Consider the following 19,699-nt stretch of genomic DNA (forward strand, 5'->3'; position numbering starts at 1 on the left):
CTGGTGGCGGATCGCCGGGCTGATGCGGTGCGGGAGGTGGTGGAACTGGCGGAGGCGGCGCGGATGCTGGGCCTTGCCCGGCTGGCGGCGGCGGTGGAACGCCTCGGCGCCGCCGCTGGCGGGCCGGGCGCGCTGCCGGCGCTGGGCGGGCTGCGGCGCGGTCTGGTGCTGTTGCAGGAGATGGCCGGGGAGCCGGCCGGCGCCGCGCAGCTCATCGGCCCGACGGGCGGCGAATCCGTGGCGCTCGGCCCGCGCCTCGCCGCACTGGCCTATCAGCTTGAGGCCGCGCTGGCCGGCGGCGATGCGACCGCCGCCATGGCCGGCGCGATGGAAGCGGCGGAGGTCGCCGCGGCCTTCGGGCTGGAGGCGCTGGAACTGCTGCTGCTGGCGCTGGCCGACCTCGCGGACCGCGCCGCGGACCCGGATGCGGCGGCAATCCTGGCCGCGCAGGGGCCCGGGCTGGTGGAGCGGCTGCGCCAGGCGGCGGAAGGCGGGCTGGCGGCGCTGCGCGCGGTGCCGGAGGCGCTGCCCGGTGCGGACCAGGCGGACCCCCGCATCCCGCCCGGCTTCGCCGCCCTGCTGGGCGCGGAGGGCCGCCGCCGCGTGGTCGCGGCGGTGGAGGGCGGGCGGCTGCTGGTGCGGTTGCGGCTGGCCATCGGCCTGCCGGCGGAGCTGGAGGCCGGCATCGCCGCCGCCCTGGCCACGGAGGCGGAGGTGCTGACCAGCCGCACCGTGCTGGATGGCCAGCCGCCGCATCTCGACATGCTGCTGGCCGGCCCGGCGGAGTTCGAGGCGCTGTCCCGCGCGCTGACCGCCGCCGACCCCGCCGGCGCGGCCGTGCTGGAACTCGCCCCGGCCGAGACCGGCCCGGCGCCGGAGGCCCAGCCCGCCCGCGGCGCGCCGGTGACCATGCGGGTGCGGCAGGAGACGATCGACCAGATCATCACGCTGGAGACCGAGGTGCGCGCCGCCGCGCTGGCGCTGGCGGAGGCGCTGGATGATGGCGGCCTGGCGCAGGCGCTGGCCACGCTCGGCGCGCTCGAACGCCGGCTGCCCGGCGGCGTGGCGCGGGATCTGGGCTCTGCCGTGGGCCAGCTGCGGCAGTTGCAGGAAACGCTGGAGCGCAGCGAAAGCCGCCTCGCGCTCGGCATGCGGCGCCTGGATGACGCGGTGATGGAATTGCGCGTGGTGCCTGTGGGCACGCTGTTCGGCCGCCTGCCGCGCGTGGTCCGCGCCGTAGCCCAGGCCTCGGGGCGGGAGGTCGAGCTGGTGATGGAGGGCGAGGACGTCACCATCGACCGCAGCCTGGTGGAATTGCTGGCCGACCCGCTGCTGCATCTGACGCGCAACGCCGTGGACCACGGCATCGAGCCGCCCGAGGCGCGGGAGGAAGCGGGTAAGCCGCGCCGCGGCCAGCTCCGCGTCTCCGCCGCGCGGCGCACCGGCCAGGTCTGGGTCCGGGTGGCGGAGGATGGGCGGGGAATCGACCGCGCGAAGGTGCTGGCCCGCGCGGTGGCGCGCGGCATGGTCAGCACCGAACAGGCGGCGCAGATGGGGGAGGAGGAGGTCTTCGCCCTGCTGTTCCGCCCCGGCTTGTCCACTGCCGAGACGGTGACCGAAACCTCCGGCCGGGGCGTCGGGCTGGATGTGGTGCAGGATGCGATTCGCCGCGCCGGCGGCACGGTGGAGGTGGCCAGCGTGGCCGGGCAGGGCACCAGCTTCACGCTCCGCCTGCCGCTGACCGCCGCGGTGCAGCCGGTGCTGCTGGTGGAGGCCGCGGGCCACCCCTATGCGCTGCCCGCCGCGCGGGTGGAGGCGGTGCTGGAAGCCGGCAGCCCCGCAGGCTGCGACGTGCTGTCGCTCGCCGCCCTGCTCGGCGCCGGCGCGGCGCCAGCCTCGGGCGGGGCCATCGTGATCGTGAAGTCGGGCGGGCGCAGCTTCGGCCTGGCGGTGGACCGGGTGCAGAAGCGGACCGATCTGCTGCTGCGCCCGCTGCATCCGGCGCTTGCCGTGCTGCCCGGAATCGGCGGTGTCGGCGTGTTGGGCAATGGCGAGCCGGTGTTGGTTCTGGAACCGGATGGGTTCGCGCCGGAGGTGGCGACGGGTTGATCCACGGCGCTGCGCGGGGGGCGCTGGACGCTGTCGCGCGCCAAGGCTAAGGCCGCGTCATGCGCCGTCAGGGCGACTCGCCCCGGCCCGAAGAATGGCCGCCCGACACTTGCTTGGAAGGACCTGCCCGTGATTGCCCGACGCCACGCCCTAGGTGCCGGCGGCCTCGCGCTGCTGCTGGCCGCCTGCCAGACCCCCATCATCCAGCGTACCCTGCCCGAGGACGGCACGATCGACCTGCTGACGCTGCTGCGTGGCAAGCCGGAACACAGCCGCTTCGCCGCCGCCCTCCAGGTTTCCGGCGCGGTGCCCCGGCTTGGCCTGCGCAGCGGTGCGGTGACGTTGTTCGCGCCGGTGAATGACGGCTTCGCGGGCCTGCCGGCGCCCGTGCTGGCGCTGCTGGACAACCCGCCCTCGAACCCGACGGAGGCGCAGCGCGCGCTGGTGCAGCCCATCGTCTTCGCCAATGCCGCCTTCGGCCTGCTGCGCTTCCAGGACATCTCGGTGCGGCGCAACGTGGTGGTGACCTGGGACCGCGCCCGGCTCCAGGTGCAGCCCAGCGGCACCCGCACCGCGACGCTGGTGCGCGAGGGGGTGACCCAGGTGGCCGGCCGTGCGCCGGTGACCATCACGCGCGGCGATGTGCTGGCCTCCGACGGCGTGCTGCACGTCACCAGCGCCCCGGTCCTGCCGGGCTGAACCTTGATCTTGCGCTAGGCGGGCGCTCAGCCCGCGTAGCGCAAGGCGAGCGCCGTGATGTCATCCGCCTGCGGTGCGCCATCGGCGAAGGTGGTGACGGCGCGCAGCACGGTATCAACCACCCTTGAAGGGTCCGTGCCGGAATCGGCCAGCGCCGCCACCAGGCGGTCCCGGCCGAAGAAGCCGCCCTTGTCATCCTCCGCCTCCGACACGCCGTCGGAGTAGCAGAACATCGCCTCGCCACGCGTGAGCTGGAACGGGTCCGAGCTGTAGGGGATGCCCTCCATCACGCCGAGCGCCGGCTGCCGGCGCAGCTTCTCCATCAGCCGCGGCGCCACGCCCGGCGCGATCAGCAGCGGAATGTCGTGCCCCGCGACGGCGATGCGCCCGGCGCCGGTGATGCCGTCGATCACGCCGAGCACGACGGTGACGAAGGTCTGGCTTTCATTGTCGGCCGAGAGGTCGTCATTGGTCATGGTGAGGATGTCGCCCGGGTCCGGCGCGGCATCGCCCGGCGCCAGGCGCTTCGCGGCGGCGCGCATCAGGCCGAGGGTGCGCGCCATGGTCAGCCCGGCCGGGGCGCCCTTGCCGGAGACATCGGCCACCGCGAACAGCATGTGCCGGCCATCGAGGGCCAGGCAGTCATACAGATCGCCGCCCACCTGGCGCGCGGGAACCATGGCGGCGTGCACGGAAAGCTCGCCCGTGGCCGCGGCGGCAAAATCCCGCGGCACCAGCGAGAGTTGGGCGGCGCGGGCCGATTCCAGCTCCGCCTCCAGCGCCGCCAGCCTGGCATCGGCCAGGTCGCGCAGGCGCTTCTTTTCCAGCACCGCGCCGAGCCTTGCCTTGAGCAGCGGCGGGTCGAAGGATTTCGGCAGGTAATCCTCGGCGCCGAGCTCGATGCAGCGGACGATGTTGTCCATGTCCGTCAGCGCGGAGATGACGATGACGGGCGGCGCCGCACCGCGTGCGACGCGCAGTTGTTCGAGCACCCCGATGCCATCCAGGTTCGGCATTTCCAGATCGAGCAGCATGATGTCGAAGCGCCCGCGCTCCAGCGCCGCCAGCCCCTGCACCCCGTCCTCGGCCATCGTCACATTGGGATAGCCCAGTTCCGCCAGCCGGCGCTTCAGCACCAGCCGGTTGAAGCTGCTGTCATCGACGACGAGGATCGCGACATCCGCGCCGCCCGGATTGGTCTCGCTCACGCTTTCTTCCCTCGATCGGAGGCCCCACGGTCTGAAGCCCCACGGTCTGATGCCATGGCCTCCACCACGCTGCGGGTCTCGGCGGCCAGCTTGGACAGGTCGATCATGGTCACGGTGATCTCCTCCGCCGCCGTCGCATTGGACTGGCCGATGCGGGACAGGGTGCTGACGCGGTCGGTGATGGAGGTGACGGTGGCCTGCTGTTCCTCCATCGCCACCGCGATGGCACCCGCCAGCCGGGCAGATTCGGTGACGAGGGTTTCCAGCTCATCCATCGCCTCGCCCACCGCGGCGGCGGTGCCGCTGCCCTCGCGGGTGCGGCGGCCGGCGACGAGCACGACATCGGCGATTTCCTGGGCCAGCGTCTCGCTGCTGGCGGCGAGTGCGCGCACTTCCTCCGCCACCACCGCGAGGCCGCGGCCGTGCTCGCCGGCGCGAGCGGCCTCGATGGCGGCGTTGATCGCCAGGATGTTCGTCTGCGTCGCGATCTTGGCGATGGTGCCGGCGATGCGGGTGACGCGCTCGGTGTCCTCGGCCACCGCGTCGACCAATTCGATCAGGCTGCGCAGCTTCACCAGGTTGCTGGCCAGCAGGGTCTTCGATTCATCGGCGCGGTCGCTGCTGTCCTGCGTCGTGCGGTTCACCTCCCGCACCGCATCCTGGGTCTGGCCGAGCGCTTCCTCCACTTGGCGCAGCTCCGCCAGCTGGGTCATCGCGCCATCCGAGACCTGGCCGATGGCGTCCGAGGCCTGGGTGGTGGCGACCGCGGTGCGGCGGGCATTCTCCAGCGCGGTTTCGGTCAGGTTGCGGGCGGCGACCAGATTGTCCCGGAACACCAGCAGGGCGCGTGCCATCTCGCCCACCTGATCCGTGCGATCCGCCCCCGGCACGGCGGTTTCCACCGCGCCGCGGGAGAGCGCGACCATGGCGCTGGCCAGGCGCGACAGCGGCCGGGCAAGCAGCCGCACCAGCACCACCCAGACCAGGGCGCAGCCCACCAGGCCCGCGGCGGCGGCGGCGATGACGATGGTGCGCGCCTGCTGTTCCAGCTGCCGTGCAGCTTCCAGCGATTCTTCCGAACTGCGCTTCACCTCGACCCGCGCGGCGGTGGCGACGCGGTTGAAGGCGGAGGCGAAATCCAGCCATTCCTCATGCAGCGGGCCGAACATCGGGCGCTGCCGGGCGGCGAAGGCGGCGCGCACCTGTTCGGTGAAGTCGGGCAGACGGCGGGCCATGTCCACGCCGCCACCGAGCACGATGGGGTCGATCTGCGGGCCGAGGATCGCCACCATCCGGTCGAAGGTCTCGTTGATCAACTGGCCGTTGCGAACCATGCGCTGGGCGCTGGGGCCGGGTTGCAGCACGCCAGCGATGACACTGGCGAAGGCGGAGGAGAAATCCGCCACATGCAGCGCCAGGTCATCGACCGCCGTATCGGCATCCCGGTCGCGCAGGCCAAGCTGTTCGATGATGACCACCTGGCGTCCCACCACCACCAGTGCGGCGCCGGACAGCAGGCCCACCACCATCACCATCAGCAGGGTGATCAGCCCGGCCCGTACGCCGATGCGGCCGAGCCAAGCCCCGAGGCGAGAGGCTCCGGGCGTCGCGGTGCCGGCGCGCAGGCCGGCCGGATGCGGTGCCGCCGACGGGGGGGAGGTGTCCGGCATGGCTCAGCCCTGGTCCTGGATGGGTGCGAAGCGGCGCATGCGGATCTGGTGGCCTTCTTTACCTTGGCGTGAGGCTACGGTGCCGGAGGCTACAGGCCGCGCCACCCGGCAACAAGCGCGGGCGGCCCTTCGGGTGGTTTGACTGGCGCCGCCGGGCGCCGGATGCTGCCCGCGCGCAAAGACGCAGGAGGAAAACGCGACCATGGCCGAGCATCCGTTCACCCTGGAAGACCTTGAGACGCTGCGGCAGTGGGACACGCCGACCATCTGCAACGCGCTGGAATTCGTGGTGCCGGCCCGCCGCGGCCATGGCTTCACGGTGCGCCCGATGGTGGCGGCCGACCGCAAGCTGCCGCCGATCTGCGGCCTGGCCCGCACCGGCACCATCCGCGCCGCCGCGCCATCGGGCCGGCCGAAGGAGGTGGATCGCAAGATCCGGCTCGGCTGGTACGAATATGTCGAGCGCGCATCGCTGCCGACCATCGTGGTGCTGCAGGATCTGGACGACACGCCCGGCGTCGGCGCCTTCTGGGGCGAGGTGCATTCGGCGGTGCACAAGGCGCTCGGTGCCCAGGGCGGCGTCACCAATGGCTCGATCCGCGACCTCGACATGCTGGCGCCGAACTTCCAGCTGATTGCCGGGGTGGTGAACCCGTCTCACGCTTTCGTGCACATGGTGGCCTACGGGCAGGAGGTCACGGTGCATGGCATGCATGTGCAGCATGAGGATGTGATCCACGCCGACCACCATGGCGCCGTGGTCATCCCGCATGACGCCGTCCGCAAGATCCCGGCCGCGATCGAGCTGGGCGCACGGAAGGAGAAGGTGATCCTGGACCTGTGCAAGGACCCCGATTTCAGCGCCGCCAAGCTGGCCGAGGCGCTGTCCCAGGCGGACGAGATCCACTGAGCGGGGGTGTTGGCGTGACGGCGCCGCGGGTCGGGCTGGGCCAGGTCCGGCCCGAATGGGTGGACCATTACGGCCACATGAATCTGGCCTATTACCTGGTGGTCTTCGACCTGGCGACGGATGCCGTCTGGCCTGAGTGGGGCCTGGGCGCGCCGTTGCGGGCGCGCGGCCTCGGCACCTTCGCGGTGGAATCCTGGCAGGGCTATCGCCGCGAAGTGGTGCTGGACGCGCCGTTGGCCGCCGACAGCGCGCTGCTGGCCTTCGACAGCAAGCGCCTGCTGCTGCGCCACCGGCTGTATCACGCCGTGGAAGGCTGGCTCTCGGCGGAGAATGAGGTGCTGTATCTTTGCGTCGACCTCGCCACACGGAAGGTCGCCGCCTGGCCGGAGGATGTGCTGGCCCGCTTCGCGGCGCTGCGGGCCGCTGAATCGCCGCAACGCCTGGCGCTGAAACGCGGCGAAACGGGAAGATAACGCAAGGGGATGTTCAACCTTGGCGCGCGAGGATAGGGACGGCGCCAAGGAGGACCCCGATGCCTGACCAGATCACCGAGACCACCCGCACATCGTGGTTCAGCCGGCTCGGCAGTGCGATCGGTGGCATTTTCGTCGGCCTGCTGTTCGTGCTGGCGGCGGTGGTGCTGATCTTCTGGAATGAGGGCCGGGCGGTGCAGACCGCGAAATCCCTCGCCGAGGGCGCGGGCCAGGTCCAGACCGTGGCGGCGGAGCGGCCCGATCCGGCGATGGAGGGAAAGCTGGTGCATGTCAGCGCCCCGGTGCGCGCTGGCGGGGTGCCGGTGGATGCGGAACTCAGCGTCACCGCGCCGCCTGGCACGCTGCGCCTGCTGCGCCGGGTCGAGATGTATCAGTGGCGGGAGGAGCGGCAGACCGAGACGCGCACGCAGCTGGGCGGCGCGACCGAGACCGTCACCACCTATCGCTACACCCGCGGCTGGGCGGAGGGCCGCAACGATTCCAGCCGCTTCCGCCAGCCGGAAGGCCATGAGAACCCCGAGCCGCGCCACGCCGACCGGGCCTGGACGGCGCCCGAAATTCGCCTCGGCGGCTTCCGGCTGACCGAGGACCAGGCGGGCCAGGTGTCGGCACGGGAGGAACTGGCGCCACCCTCCGGTTCCACCATGTTCATCGGCGCCGATGCCAATGCGCCGCGCGTGGGCGATCTGCGCATCACCTGGCGCATCGCGCGGCCGGAGGCGCTGTCCGTGGTCGCGGCGCAGCGGGGCGATGGATTTGCCGCTTTCCGGACCCGGGCCGGCGACGCGCTGTTCCTGCTGGTGCCGGGCCAGGTGCCGGCTTCGGAGATGTTCGCCCAGGCCGAGGCGGCGAATGCGACGATGACCTGGCTGCTGCGCGGCGGCCTGGTGCTGCTGATGCTGGTGGGCTTCGGGCTGGTGCTGAAGCCGCTGAAGGTGCTGGCCGATGTGCTGCCGCCGGTGGGGGCCGTGGTCGGCTTCGGCACCGGGCTGGTGGCGCTGCTGCTGACGCTGGTGCTGGCGCCCTCCGTAATCGCGCTGGCCTGGCTGTTCTACCGGCCGCTGGTGGCGCTGGCGGTGCTGGCGGCAGGGGTCGGCGCGGCGCTGGCGATCGGGCGGCTGCGGCGGCGGGGCATGGCGGCGGCCGTTCAGCGGTAGCCGGCGGCCTGCAACTCGAACAGCTCGGCATAGCGGCCGCCCTGCGCCAGCAGCGCCTCATGCGTGCCCTCCGCCTCCACCTTGCCATCCGCCAGCACCAGGATGCGGTCGGCCATGCGGACGGAGGAAAAGCGGTGCGAGATCAGCACCGCCGTCCGCCGCTCACTCAGGTCCTTGAAGCGGGCGAACACCCCGTATTCGGCGCGGGCATCGAGTGCGGCGGTCGGCTCGTCCAGGATCAGAACCTGGGCTTCGCGCATATAGGCCCGGGCGATGGCCATCTTCTGCCATTCGCCGCCGGATAGCTCGACCCCGTTCTTGAAGCGCTTGCCGATCATCTGGGCGAGGCCGGCGGGCAGGCGGGCGATCACCGCATCCGCCTGGCTGCGCTGCGCCGCGCGTTCGATCCGCGCGATGTCGCCGCGCGCGGCGATGCGGCCGACGGCGATGTTGTCGGCGGCGGTCAGGTTGTAGCGGACGAAATCCTGGAAAATCACGCCGATGCCGGCGCGCAGCGCGTCCAGGTCATAGTCGCGCAAATCGCGGCCATCGAGCAGGATGCGGCCCTCGACCGGATCATACAGCCGCGTCAGAAGCTTCACCAAGGTGGTCTTGCCAGCGCCGTTCTCGCCGACCAGGGCCACCACCTCGCCGGCCCGCAGGGTGAAGGACAAATGCCGCACCGCCCAGCGCTCGGCGCCGGGGTAGCGGAAGCCGACATCCTCGAAGACAAAGCCCTGCCGGATCGGCGTGGGGAAGGGCAGGGAACCGGGTGAGGAGAGGATGCCGGGCTTCACCCGGAAGAAGCTGAACAAATCGTCCAGGTACAGCGCCTGGCTGGCGGTGGTGGAGAAGCCGGTCAGCAGCCCCTCCAGCAATTGCCGCAACCGGCGGAAGGACCCGGCGAGGAAGGTCAGGTCGCCGACGCTGAAGGCGCCCTCCAGCGTGCGCCAGACGATGAAGGCGAAGGCGAGGTAGTAGCCGATGGTGCCGATCGCGGTGAAGGCGCCGCCCCAGAACGCGCGGCGTTGCGCCAGCAGCCGGTTGCCGGCGTAGAAGGCGGCGGAGACCTCGGCATAGCGGTCAATCAGGAAGTCGTTCAGGCCGAAGACCTTTACCTCCTTCGCTGTCTCGGCGCTGGCGGCGGTGGCGCGGAGGTAGTCCAGTTCCCGCCGCTCCGGCGCGCGGCCGTAATCCAGCGCATAGCCCTGGGCGTTGAAATGCGCCTCGCCCAGGAAGGCCGGGCCAAGGGCCACCAGCAGCAGCAGGATCAGCCAGGGGGCGTAGAACAGCAGCCCGGCGGCGAAGCTCGCCACCGTCACCAGATCCTGCACCTGGTTGAAGATCTGGCCCATCAGGCTCATCCGGCCGCTGGTCTGGCGGCGGGCGCGGTCGAGCTGGTCCTGGAAGGCGGCATCCTCGAAATCCGCGAGGTCGAGCGTCGCCGCGTGGCGCATCAGGCGGATGGAGGCGTCATTCGCCACCCGTTCCCCCAGCAGGCTGTCCACCAGCGTGACGACGCGGCTGAGCAGGTCGTTCAGTACCGCAAGACCGAATTCCGCTGCGACCAGCCAGGCGAGCCAATCCAGCCGCCCCGCCTCCCACCACACCCAGGGGCTGTCCGGGCGCGGCTGCTCGCCGAGCAGCGTCACCACATCGTCGATGATCAGCTTGCCGATAAAGAGCGCCACCACGGGCAGCAGCGCCCGGATCAGCCGCAGCATCAGGGATGCGGTGGTGAGCCAGGGGCTGGTGCGCCACACCATGGCGATGAAGGGCGCCAGGTTGCGCAGTGCGCCGAGCCGTTCCGTGAAGGATTGCGCGATGCGTGGCGGCGGTCCGCGCCGGCCGCTCATTCGGGGTTCCTTTCGCGGGGCCCCGCGCGGTTCACGATGACAATGCCGCCGCAGATCAGCAGCAGCGCGCCGAGCAACCCCGGCGTCACCGGCTCCGCCAGAAAGATCGCGCCGAACACGACGCCGAAGGCTGGTGTGAGGAACAGGAAGGGCGCGAGACGGGAGGCCGGGTGGCGCGCGACCATCCAGAACCAGGCGATGTAGCTGGCCACCGCGACGATCAGCACCTGATAGGCCAGCGACCACCAGACCACGGCGCTGGGCGCGAAAATGCCGGCCTCGCCGAGCGCATAGCCGAGGGGGATGAGAAAGGCGGACACCAGAAGCTGATACAGCAGCGTGCGCTCCGGCGCGATGCGAGTAAGGCGGCTGGTCTTGATGGTGGCGATGGTGCCGCCCCAGGCCAGGCCCGCCAGCAGCGCCAGCGCATCACCGACAAGCTGCGCGCCGCCGAGCCGGTCCGCGAAGATCAGTGGCGGGCCGCACAGCGCCATCAGCAGGCCGGTGAGCTTGCGCGGCGTCAGCCGGTCATCCCGCAGCAGGAAGTGGGTGGCGATGGTGGCGAAGAAGGGGCCGGTGTAGAGCAGCACGACGACGCGCGCGGCGGTGGTGCGTTCCAGCGCCGCGAAGATCGCCCAGAATTCCAGCGCGAACAGCGCGCCGCACAGCAAGCCGGCGGGCAGGCTGCCGTCCCGCTTCAGCAGGACCACGCCGCGCCACCAGCACCAGGCCAGCACCGGCGGCACCGCGAGCGCGGAGCGCAGCCCGGCCTGGACCAGGGGGGAGATCCCCTCGCCACCCAGCTTCATCGCCACCTGGGCGAAGCCCCAGCTGGCGCAGAGCAGGACCAGCAGCGCGATGTCGGCCGCCGTCAGCCGAACCGTCACGCCTGGTGGCGCAGCACGCCGCCGACGATGGTGGCCTTCACCTGCGTGCCGGCGATGTCCTCCCCATTCAGCACGTCGCGGTCCAGCACGATGCAGTCGGCCAGCTTGCCGATTTCCAGCGCGCCTTTCTCGGCCTCCTCCCGCTGCGCCCAGGCGCCGAGGGTGGTGTAGGCATGGAGCGCCTCGATCGGCGTGATGGCCTGGGACGCATCGAGATCCGCGCCGCTGGTCGTGCGGCGCGTGACCATGGCGGCAAGCGCGGTCCAGGGCGAGACGCGGCAGACGGCGAAATCCGAATGGCCGGGCGCGGGCACGCCGGCATCGATCAGCGCGCGATGCGGCCACATGTGGCGCATCGCCTCCTGCCCGCGATTGGCGACATAGGCCTCGCCCAATTCGTCCATGAAGCCGGTGGCGGAGCTGTCCACGAAGCCGCCGCGCTTCAGCCGGGCGAGGATCTGCGGCGTGACGAAGCAGCAGTGTTCGACACGCATCCGGTGATCCGCCACGGGATGCGCGGCGAGTGCCGCCTCCATCACATCCAGCGCGAAATCGATGCCGCGGTCGCCCACGCCCTCAATCATCACCTGCAAGCCGGCAGCATGCGCGGCGGTGGCGCGCTGGGTGAGATCCTCCTTTTCGTACAGCAGCATGCCGGTATTCGGCACCGGCTCCCCCGGCACCGGTGTGCCGAGATAGGGGTCCCAATAGGCGGCAGTGCGGCCGGAGGTGGAGCAATCCGGGCACCACTCGACACCGATCAGCCGCAGCCAGTCATCGCCAAAGCCGGACTGGATGCCGGCGCCGATCAGCGCGGGAATCAGCGGCTCGTCGCGGCCGGAGGCGATGATGCCCATCCGCATCCGCCATTTCCCATCCCGCCGCATGCGCTGATAGGCGCGGATCGCCTTGGCCGGCGTCAGCGAATTGGCGACGGAGGTGATGCCGGCGGCGAGGCACTGGTCCTGCACCTGTTCCATGCCCTCCGCGATATCGGCCTCGCTATCCTGGCCGTGCACGGCGTTGAGGAAGACATGCGCCGCCGTCTCCCGCACCAGGCCGGTGAAGCTGCCATCGGGCATCCGGTCGAAGCGGCCGAAGGCGGGGTCGGGGGTGTCCCGCGTAACGCCGCAGGCGGCGAAGGCGGCGGAATTGGCCAGGCCGAGATGCCCGTCCGTCCGCAGGATGAAGATCGGCCGGCCGAGGCTCGCCGCATCCAGCTCCGCGAGCGTCGGATAGCCGCCGCAGGCGCGTTCGTTCAGCCGGTAGAAAGCGCACCATTGGCCGGGCGCGGCATTTTCGCAGCGGGCGCGGATGCGGGCCAGCAGCGCATCGCGCGTCGCCACATGATCCGGCGAGACCAGCGTCCAGGCGCGCAGCCGCAGCGCATAGGCATCCGGATGCGCGTGGCTGTCGACGATACCGGGCAGCACGCGGCGACCCTCCGCGTTCAGGATTTTTGTTCCTTGCCCGGCGAGATCACGCAGCCTGTCGTCACCCAGCGCCACGATGCGGCCGTTGAGCGAGGCCAGTGCCGTGCATTCGCGGCCCGCCGCATCCATTGTCGCGATGCGGCCGTTCAGCAGCAGGAAATCGGGGCTCATGCGGCCATCCTGTCGATCTGGTCGCGCAGCCGGTACCAGCCGCCGACGAAGGGCAGGAACCAGGGCGTGCCGGTATAGGTCGGCCGGGTCGGGAAGTTCAGCCCGTCCAGTGCAAACCGCTCATTTGCCGCACCGGCCAGCTTCAGCGCGACATTATGGCCGAGCCAGGTGGCCATGGCGACGCCGCTGCCCTGGCAGCCGGCCGCGAAATGCACGCCGTCCTGCACGCCGATATGCGGCAGGTAGTCGAAGGTGAAGGCGACATAGCCGGTCCAGGCATGGGTGATTTTCGTGCTCGCCAGCTCGGGGAAGGTCGCCGTCATGTAGCTGTGCAGCGTCGGCGCGGATTGTTCCGCGGTCGCTGCGCGGAAACTGGCTCGGCCGCCCCACAGCACGCGCTTGCCGTCCGGTGACGGGCGAAAGTAGTTCAGCACGCGCTTGCTGTCCGAAATCATGCGGCGGCCGGGGAACAGACGGTCCATCGTCTCCGGCGGCAATTCCTCCGTCGCGATGATGTAGGAGTTCAGCGGCACCAGGCGCTTCGCCAGCCAGGGCAGGGCGGTGCCGCGCGCATCCTTGGTGTAGCCGTTGGTGGCGACCAGCACGGCGTCCGCGCGCAACTCACCCTTGTCGGTCGCCAGGCGGAAGCCGCTGCCGTCCTGCTTCACGCCAGTGACGCGCACGCCGTCCACCAGATGCGCGCCTGCCTTCTCCGCCGCCGCGGCCAGGCCGCGCGCATATTTGCCGGGATGCAGGCTGCCGGTGGCGGCTGCCGCCATGCCACCGTGGTAGTGATCGCTGCCCAGGAATTCACGCTGGCGGGTCTTCGGCACCATCTCGGTCGGCAGGCCCGTCACCTTGGCGATCCATTCCGCGCGGCCTTCCATCGCCCGGTAATGGCCCTTGGACCACGCGCCCATGTAGCGGCCGCAGCGGACATAGTCGCAATCGATCCCCTCCCGCGCGATCGTCTCCTCGATGAAGGGGAAGGAGGCGGCGGCGGCCTCGGTGATGCGCTGCGCCTGCTCCGCGCCATAGGTTTGCGAGAGGCCGGTGGAGGCCACCTTCAGACCGCCCGAGACCATGCCCCCATTGCGGGAGGACGCGCCCCAGCCGATGCGTTCCGCATCCAGCACCGTGACCTGGTGCCCGAGGCGGCGCAGTGTCAGCGCGGCGGATAGCCCGGCATAGCCGCCGCCGACGATGGCGACCGCGGTGTGGTCCGGAAGCGTGTTCTCGCGGTCGGGCGGCTCGGCCGCTTCCCACCACCAGGGGCGCGCCTTGAAGCCGGGCGCGAAGATCGGATGCAGATCAGACATTGCCGTGGCGCGCGTCCCGCTGTTCACTTGGTCCCGATAAGGTTCCTGCCGGAGACGCCCCGGATCAAGGGACCAATCGGGGGCTTCAAAAAAAAGGGGATTTCGTATGCAAAACTTCCAGCAGGACTGCGTCGAACTGGCGCTGCAAAAATTCCGCCGCGGCGAAGTCAGCCGGCGTGGCCTGATGGCGGGGCTCGCGGCGCTTGGCGTGGCGAGTGCTCTGCCGGATGCAGCCCAGGCGCAGGCCGCGCAGCAACTGGTGATGGTGAACTGGGGCGGCCTGGCCAACCAGGGCTTCGGCAATTTCTATGGCGCGCCCTTCACCGCAGCCAATCCGGGCGTGACCGTGGTGCAGGACAGCACCGGGCCTTCCGCCGGGCGCATCCGCTCCATGGTCGAGTCGCGCCGCGTGACCTGGGACCTCTGCGACAGCTCTGCCACCTCCTCCTACCTGCTCGGCGGGATGAACCTGCTGAACCCGGTCGATTACAGCGTGGTGGACCGCAACAACGTCATCGGCCCGACCTTCGCGCTGGAGCATGGCGCTGCGCCGTATTCCTTCAGCAACGTGCTGGTCTATGACAGCAGCAAGTTCGAAACCGCGCCGACCGGCTGGGCGGATTTCTGGGATTTGCAGAAATTCCCCGGCACCCGCCTGCTGCGGCGCGATGCGGCCGGTGCGCTGGACGTGGCGCAGCTGTCCCTCGGCAAGAGTCCGGAGAATCTGTACCCGCTCGATATCCGCGCCTGCCTCGCGCGCGTGCGGGAGATCCGGCGAAACCTGGTTTTCTGGACCGGCGGCGCCGAGTCGGAGCAGTTCATCCGCACCGGTGAGGCGGTGATGGGCATGCTGTGGCACACCCGCGCCAAGGTGCTGGAGACCGAGAGCAACGGCCGGTTCAAGTTCATCTGGAACCAGGGCATCCTGCAGCCCGGCATCTTCGTCAGCCCCCGCGGCAATCCGGGCGGTGCGCTGGCGCAGCGGCTGCTGGCCTCGATGCTGGCCAATGCGGCGCCGCAGGTGGAGTTGCTGAAGTTCCTCGGCAACGGGCCGACCAACCCGAATGCCGCCGCGCTCGTGCCGGAGGAATACAAGAAGTACAACCCGACGGAGCCTGCCAATGCGCGGGTGCAGGTGGCGCAGGATGGCCGCTGGTGGGGCCAGAATTATGCCCAGGCCAATGCGGACTACATCGACATGGTCACCGGCTAAAGAAACCTCCTCGGCCTTGGCCCCGGCGCATTTTCCGAACCGTCCAGCCTGCACGCTGGACTTGAAAATGCTCCGGGTGCAGCTTTGCTGCGGCGCGGCATGACCGCGCCGCAGGCAGGCTTGCAGGAATATTGATGCCGACGATCCTGGTGAAATCCGGCGGCGAGGCCGCCATGCCGGAATGGCAGCGGCATTTCGCCGAATTTGCACCGGACCTTGCGGTGCGGTGGTGGGACGATGGCGCTGTGGCACCGGATGCGGTGGACTACGTGCTGGCCTGGGATCCGGAGGCCGGTCGCCTCGGCGGCCTGCCCAATCTGAAGGTGATTTTCGGCAGCGGCGCCGGGGTGGATGGCATCACCGCGGACCCTGCGCTGCCGCGCCACCTGCCGCTGGTGCGCATGGCGCCCGAGGGCGCGACGCAGCGCATGGGCGAATTCGTCTGCTGGGCAGCGCTGTCGCTGTTGAAGGATGCGCGACGCATGGCGCTGAACCAGGCGCTGGCGCAGTGGCAGGATTTCGAGCCGGAGCGCACCGCGGCTGAAACCCCTGTCGGCATCATGGGTCTCGGCAATATGGGCAGCCGCGCTTGCGCCATGTTGCAGGGGCTTGGCTTTCCGGTGCGCGGCTGGTCGCGCACGCGCAAGGACCTGCCGGGCGTGAGATGTTTCACCGGCGCGGCGGAGCTGGATGACTTCCTGTCGGAGACCCGCATCCTGGTCTGCCTGCTGCCCGCCACGGTGGAGACCAACGGCATTCTCGCCGCCCCCCTGCTGGCGAAGCTGCCGCGGGGCGCGGGGCTGGTGAATGCCGGGCGCGGCAGCCACCAGAAGATCGAGGACATCATCGCGGCGCTGGATGCCGGCCAATTGTCCGGCGCCGTGCTCGACGTGTTCGAGAAGGAACCCCTCCCGGCCGGAAGCCCGGCCTGGGCGCATCCGAAGATCACCGTCACGCCGCATGTGGCGAGCCTGCCGAGCCGTCGTGAGCGTGCGCAATATGTGGCGCGCGTGATCGCCGACTTCACCGCAGGCCGCCCGCTTGCCAACCTGTATGACCACGCGCGAGGCTACTGAATGGGACTGCCCCCGCCCCCCGTCCGGCCCGACCCGGACCATGTGCCGACCGAGCAGGAACTGCGCGAGGATCTCGCCGCCGCCTACCGGCTGATTGCGCTGTACGGCATGACCGATCTGGTGTTCACGCATCTCTCGGTGCGCGTGCCGGGGCCCGAGGGGGACATGTCGCATCGGTTTCTGGTCAACCCGTACGGCCTGTTGTTCGAGGAAATCACGGCATCATCCCTGGTGCTGGTGGATGCGGAGGGGGAACCGCGGCAGAACACCACCTGGCCGGTCAATCCGGCCGGCTTCGTGATCCACTCCGCCGTGCATCGTGGCCGCGACACGGCGAATTGCGTGATGCACACGCACACCCTTGCCGGCATGGCGGTGGCGGCGCAGCAAGGCGGCCTGCTGCCGCTGAACCAGATGATGATGGAGTTCATCGGCCGCGTCGCGATCCACGACTATGAAGGCGTCGCCGCGGACGACAATCTGTCGGAGCGTGAGCGGCTGGTGCAGGATCTCGGCGACAAGCCGGCGATGATCCTTCGCAACCACGGGCTGCTGACGGTGGGCCATACGGTGGCGGAGGCCTTCTACTGGATGTGGTATCTGGAACAATCCTGCCGCATCCAGCTTGCTGCCCAATCCTCCGGCGCGCCGCTCGCGGTGGCCTCGGACGCCACGGTGGAACGCACGCGCAAGCAGTTCAGCACCGGCCCCACCAAGGGCTGGCTGCCCTGGCAGGCGCTGCGGCGAAAGCTGGATCGCGAGCAGCCGGATTATCGCGCCTGATGTCGGCCGCGGGACATTCGCTCGCCCTGCGCGGCTTGAGCAAGCGCTATGGCAGCTTTACCGCGGTGGCCGATGTGTCACTGGACGTGGGGCAGGGGGAGTTCCTGACCCTGCTCGGCCCCTCCGGCAGCGGCAAGACCACCATCCTGATGTGCATCGCGGGCTTCGTGGCACCGAGCGAGGGCGCCATCCTGCTCGATGGCCAGGACATCACGCCGCTGCCGCCGGAACGCCGCGACTTCGGCATGGTGTTCCAGGGCTACGCGCTGTTCCCGCACATGACGGTGGCGGAAAACGTCGCCTTCCCGCTGCGCGTCCGCAAGATGGGAACGGCGGAGCGGGAGGCGAAGGTGCGCGCCGCGCTGGACCTGGTGCAGCTTTCCGCCTTCGGCGAGCGCCTGCCGCGGCAGCTTTCCGGCGGCCAGCAGCAGCGCGTCGCGCTGGCCCGCGCGCTTGTGTTCGAGCCGGCGCTGCTGCTGCTGGATGAGCCGCTTTCGGCGCTCGACAAGAAACTGCGCGCCGAATTGCAGGATGAGCTGAAGGCGCTGCACCGCCGCATCGGCCGCACCTTCGTCAATGTCACGCATGACCAGGAGGAGGCGCTGTCCCTGTCCGACCGCGTCGCCATCCTCAACCATGGCAAGCTGATCCAGCAGGGCGCGCCGGCCGAGCTGTACGAGGCGCCGCGCACCCGCTTCGTCGCCGATTTCCTCGGCAAGTCGAACTTCCTGGCCGGCACGGTGCAGGAGGTGTTTGCCGGCGGCTTCGCCATCGGTGCGGGTGCGACGCGGGTGGTGACCGCTTCCGCCGAACTGCCGCCTCTGGGTAGCCAGGCCCTGCTCAGCCTGCGGCCGGAGAAGATGGCGCTGCTGGCGGAGGGGGAGACGGCAGAGAATACCGTGACCGGCAGCATCGCGAGCTGGTCCTATCTCGGCGCCGGCTATGCGCTGAACGTGGCCACGCCGGATTTCGGCACGCTGCGCATCACCCTGCCGAGCTGGAACGCGCCGATCGCACCGCGCGAGGGTCTGCCGGTGCGGCTCGGCTGGAGTGCGACGGCGAGCGTGCCGGTGCTGGATGATGAGCCATGATGCGCCGGCAGGATGTCGGGTGGTGGCTGCTGATCCTGCCGGCCTTCCTGCTGATGACGGCCTTCTACGTCGCGCCCATCGCGCAGGTGCTGGCCATTTCCTTCACCGAGCCGACGCCGGGGCTGGGCAATTACGAGCGGCTGTTCACCAATGAGAGCGTGCAGCGCGTCATCATCACCACGCTGCGGATCTGCGTCATCACCACCACGATCTCGCTGCTGCTGGGTTATGTGCTGTCCTACCGCATCGCGCTGGCCAGCCCGGCCGCGCAGCGCTGGTGGATCCTGGCGGTGCTGGTGCCGCTGTGGATTTCCGTGCTGGTCCGCGCCTTCGCCTGGGTCACGCTGCTGCGCCGCCAGGGCCTGGTGAACGAGACGCTGATGAGCACCGGCCTCATCACCGAACCGCTGCAACTGGTCTGGAACGAATTCGGCATCGTCGTCGGCATGGTGCACTACATGGTGCCCTATGCCGTGCTGCCGATGCTGGCCAGCATGCGGGAGATCGACCCGCGGCTGCTGGCCGCCGCCCGTGGGTTGGGTGCCGGTCGCATCACCATCTTCGCGAAAATCTTCCTGCCGCTGTCGCTGCCGGGGCTGCTGGCGGCCGGTGTGCTGGTCTTCATCTTCACGCTCGGCTTCTACATCACACCGGCGCTGCTCGGCGGGGGCAAGACGCTGATGGTGGCGGAATGGATCGGGCTGCAGATCCTGGACCTGCTGCGTTGGGGCCTGGGCACGATGATGGCCACCGTGCTGGTTGTCGCCATCCTGGTGACGCTGGCGATCTTCTCCCGCCTCGTGGACATGAAGCGGGTGTTCGGGGGCGGGGGCGCATGATGTCGCATCAGCCTGGCCTGTTCGCGCGCGGCTCCGCCTGGGTGGTGGCGCTGTATCTGCTGCTGCCGATCAGCATCATCCTCCCCGTCTCCATGACCGATCAGCGCTTCCTGTCCTTGCCGAGGGAGGCGCTGTCGCTGCAGCATTACGTGACGGTGTTCGGCTCGCCGGAATGGCTGGCCTCGATCTGGCAATCCTTCCAGATCGCGGTGGTTTCGACGGCCATTGCCGTGGTGGCGGGCACGCTGTGTGCGATCGGCTGCTGGCGGCTGGCCAGCCGCGCGACCAATCTGGTCCGGGCGTTGATGCTGCTGCCCATCATCATCCCCTCCATCGTCTATGCGGTGGGGCTGTATCGCTACTTCGCCGGGCTTGACCTGCTGGACCGCTTCATGGGCGTGGTGCTGGCGCATGGCGTCACCGGCATTCCCTATGTCGTCATCACCGTCTCCACCGCGCTGGCCGCCTTCGACCCGCGGCTGGAACAGGCGGCGCGTGGCATGGGGGCCTCCCTGATGCAGACGCTGCGCTGGGTGATCCTGCCGCGCATCACGCCCGGCATCCTCTCCGGCGCTATCTTCGCCTTCATTCATAGCTGGGACGAGCTGGTGATCGTGTTGTTCATCGCGTCCCGCGATGTCTTCACCCTGCCGCGCCGGATCTGGGACGGAATCAACGAGAATCTGGACCCGGCCATGGCCGCGGTGGCCGTGCTGCTGGTGGTCTTCACCACCGGACTTCTGCTGCTGGATCTGGCGCTGAGACGACGCCGGGCAGAATAGGG

17 protein-coding genes are annotated in these 19,699 nt (G+C 70.0%); 11 read left to right on the plus strand and 6 right to left on the minus strand.

Features of this window, described 5'->3' with window-relative positions; translation table 11 throughout:
• Nucleotides 1-2,109, plus strand: a 2,109-nt coding sequence (locus tag Q8S40_RS24075) for a chemotaxis protein CheA (protein WP_305672441.1), incomplete at its 5' end; no start/stop codon positions are given.
• 129 nt (nt 2,110-2,238) lie between these two features.
• Nucleotides 2,239-2,808, plus strand: a complete 570-nt coding sequence (locus tag Q8S40_RS24080; protein WP_305672442.1) for a fasciclin domain-containing protein — start codon at nt 2,239-2,241, stop codon at nt 2,806-2,808.
• Between the two features lie 26 nt (nt 2,809-2,834).
• Here Q8S40_RS24080 and Q8S40_RS24085 read toward each other — a convergent pair whose 3' ends face one another.
• Nucleotides 2,835-4,016 carry a PP2C family protein-serine/threonine phosphatase gene (locus Q8S40_RS24085; RefSeq protein ID WP_305672443.1) on the minus strand — a complete coding sequence of 394 codons (1,182 nt, stop codon included), beginning with the start codon at nt 4,014-4,016 and terminating at the stop codon, nt 2,835-2,837.
• Nucleotides 4,013-5,686 carry a methyl-accepting chemotaxis protein gene (locus tag Q8S40_RS24090; RefSeq protein WP_305672444.1) on the minus strand — a complete coding sequence of 558 codons (1,674 nt, stop codon included), beginning with the start codon at nt 5,684-5,686 and terminating at the stop codon, nt 4,013-4,015. The genes Q8S40_RS24085 and Q8S40_RS24090 overlap by 4 nt, the downstream gene beginning before the upstream one ends.
• Before the next feature lie 202 nt (nt 5,687-5,888).
• On the opposite strand from Q8S40_RS24090, the gene Q8S40_RS24095 reads away from it, so the two are divergent.
• Genes Q8S40_RS24095 through Q8S40_RS24105 form a run of 3 tightly spaced genes read left to right on the plus strand, consistent with a single transcriptional unit; the run spans nt 5,889 to nt 8,247 of the window.
• On the plus strand, nt 5,889-6,596 hold the full coding sequence (locus Q8S40_RS24095) for an RraA family protein (protein ID WP_304816011.1): 708 nt from the start codon (nt 5,889-5,891) through the stop codon (nt 6,594-6,596).
• Nucleotides 6,597-6,610: 14 nt separating this feature from the next.
• Nucleotides 6,611-7,069, plus strand: a complete 459-nt coding sequence (locus Q8S40_RS24100) for a thioesterase family protein (RefSeq protein ID WP_305672445.1) — start codon at nt 6,611-6,613, stop codon at nt 7,067-7,069.
• 59 nt (nt 7,070-7,128) lie between these two features.
• Nucleotides 7,129-8,247 (plus strand): TMEM43 family protein, encoded by a 1,119-nt coding sequence (locus Q8S40_RS24105; protein ID WP_305672446.1) that lies wholly within the window; start codon nt 7,129-7,131, stop codon nt 8,245-8,247.
• Here the strand turns inward: Q8S40_RS24105 and Q8S40_RS24110 are convergent.
• From Q8S40_RS24110 to Q8S40_RS24125, 4 genes are read right to left on the minus strand one after another with little or no spacing between them, the layout of a single operon-like run.
• Nucleotides 8,238-10,103: an ABC transporter ATP-binding protein gene (locus Q8S40_RS24110; protein WP_305672447.1), complete on the minus strand. Its 1,866-nt coding sequence runs from the start codon at nt 10,101-10,103 to the stop codon at nt 8,238-8,240. The genes Q8S40_RS24105 and Q8S40_RS24110 overlap by 10 nt on opposite strands.
• The gene (locus tag Q8S40_RS24115) at nt 10,100-10,990 is read right to left on the minus strand and encodes a DMT family transporter (RefSeq protein ID WP_305672448.1); all 891 of its coding nucleotides are present in this window, start codon (nt 10,988-10,990) and stop codon (nt 10,100-10,102) included. Before Q8S40_RS24115 ends, Q8S40_RS24110 begins: the two co-directional genes overlap by 4 nt.
• Nucleotides 10,987-12,594, minus strand: a complete 1,608-nt coding sequence (locus tag Q8S40_RS24120) for an amidohydrolase (protein WP_305672449.1) — start codon at nt 12,592-12,594, stop codon at nt 10,987-10,989. Before Q8S40_RS24120 ends, Q8S40_RS24115 begins: the two co-directional genes overlap by 4 nt.
• A complete protein-coding gene (locus tag Q8S40_RS24125; RefSeq protein ID WP_304816001.1) occupies nt 12,591-13,913 on the minus strand; it encodes an FAD-binding oxidoreductase in 1,323 nt (440 codons plus the stop codon). Before Q8S40_RS24125 ends, Q8S40_RS24120 begins: the two co-directional genes overlap by 4 nt.
• A 106-nt stretch (nt 13,914-14,019) precedes the next feature.
• On the opposite strand from Q8S40_RS24125, the gene Q8S40_RS24130 reads away from it, so the two are divergent.
• The 6 genes from Q8S40_RS24130 to Q8S40_RS24155 all read left to right on the plus strand — a co-directional run bounded on the left by Q8S40_RS24130 (nt 14,020) and on the right by Q8S40_RS24155 (nt 19,697).
• Nucleotides 14,020-15,126 (plus strand): extracellular solute-binding protein, encoded by a 1,107-nt coding sequence (locus Q8S40_RS24130; RefSeq protein ID WP_304815999.1) that lies wholly within the window; start codon nt 14,020-14,022, stop codon nt 15,124-15,126.
• Nucleotides 15,127-15,260: 134 nt separating this feature from the next.
• Nucleotides 15,261-16,202, plus strand: coding sequence for a glyoxylate/hydroxypyruvate reductase A (locus Q8S40_RS24135; protein WP_305672450.1), 942 nt, complete (start codon nt 15,261-15,263; stop codon nt 16,200-16,202).
• A complete protein-coding gene (locus tag Q8S40_RS24140; RefSeq protein ID WP_304815996.1) occupies nt 16,203-16,985 on the plus strand; it encodes a class II aldolase/adducin family protein in 783 nt (260 codons plus the stop codon).
• A 35-nt stretch (nt 16,986-17,020) separates the two neighbouring features.
• Nucleotides 17,021-18,076 (plus strand): ABC transporter ATP-binding protein, encoded by a 1,056-nt coding sequence (locus Q8S40_RS24145; protein ID WP_371136881.1) that lies wholly within the window; start codon nt 17,021-17,023, stop codon nt 18,074-18,076.
• Entirely contained in the window at nt 18,073-18,915 is an 843-nt protein-coding gene (locus Q8S40_RS24150; protein WP_304815993.1) for an ABC transporter permease, read from the plus strand. The genes Q8S40_RS24145 and Q8S40_RS24150 overlap by 4 nt, the downstream gene beginning before the upstream one ends.
• Nucleotides 18,912-19,697: an ABC transporter permease gene (locus Q8S40_RS24155; protein ID WP_305672452.1), complete on the plus strand. Its 786-nt coding sequence runs from the start codon at nt 18,912-18,914 to the stop codon at nt 19,695-19,697. The genes Q8S40_RS24150 and Q8S40_RS24155 overlap by 4 nt, the downstream gene beginning before the upstream one ends.
• Nucleotides 19,698-19,699 lie beyond the last annotated feature (2 nt).

Source organism: Falsiroseomonas sp., assembly GCF_030695085.1.
Taxonomy (GTDB): Bacteria; Pseudomonadota; Alphaproteobacteria; order Acetobacterales; family Acetobacteraceae; genus Falsiroseomonas.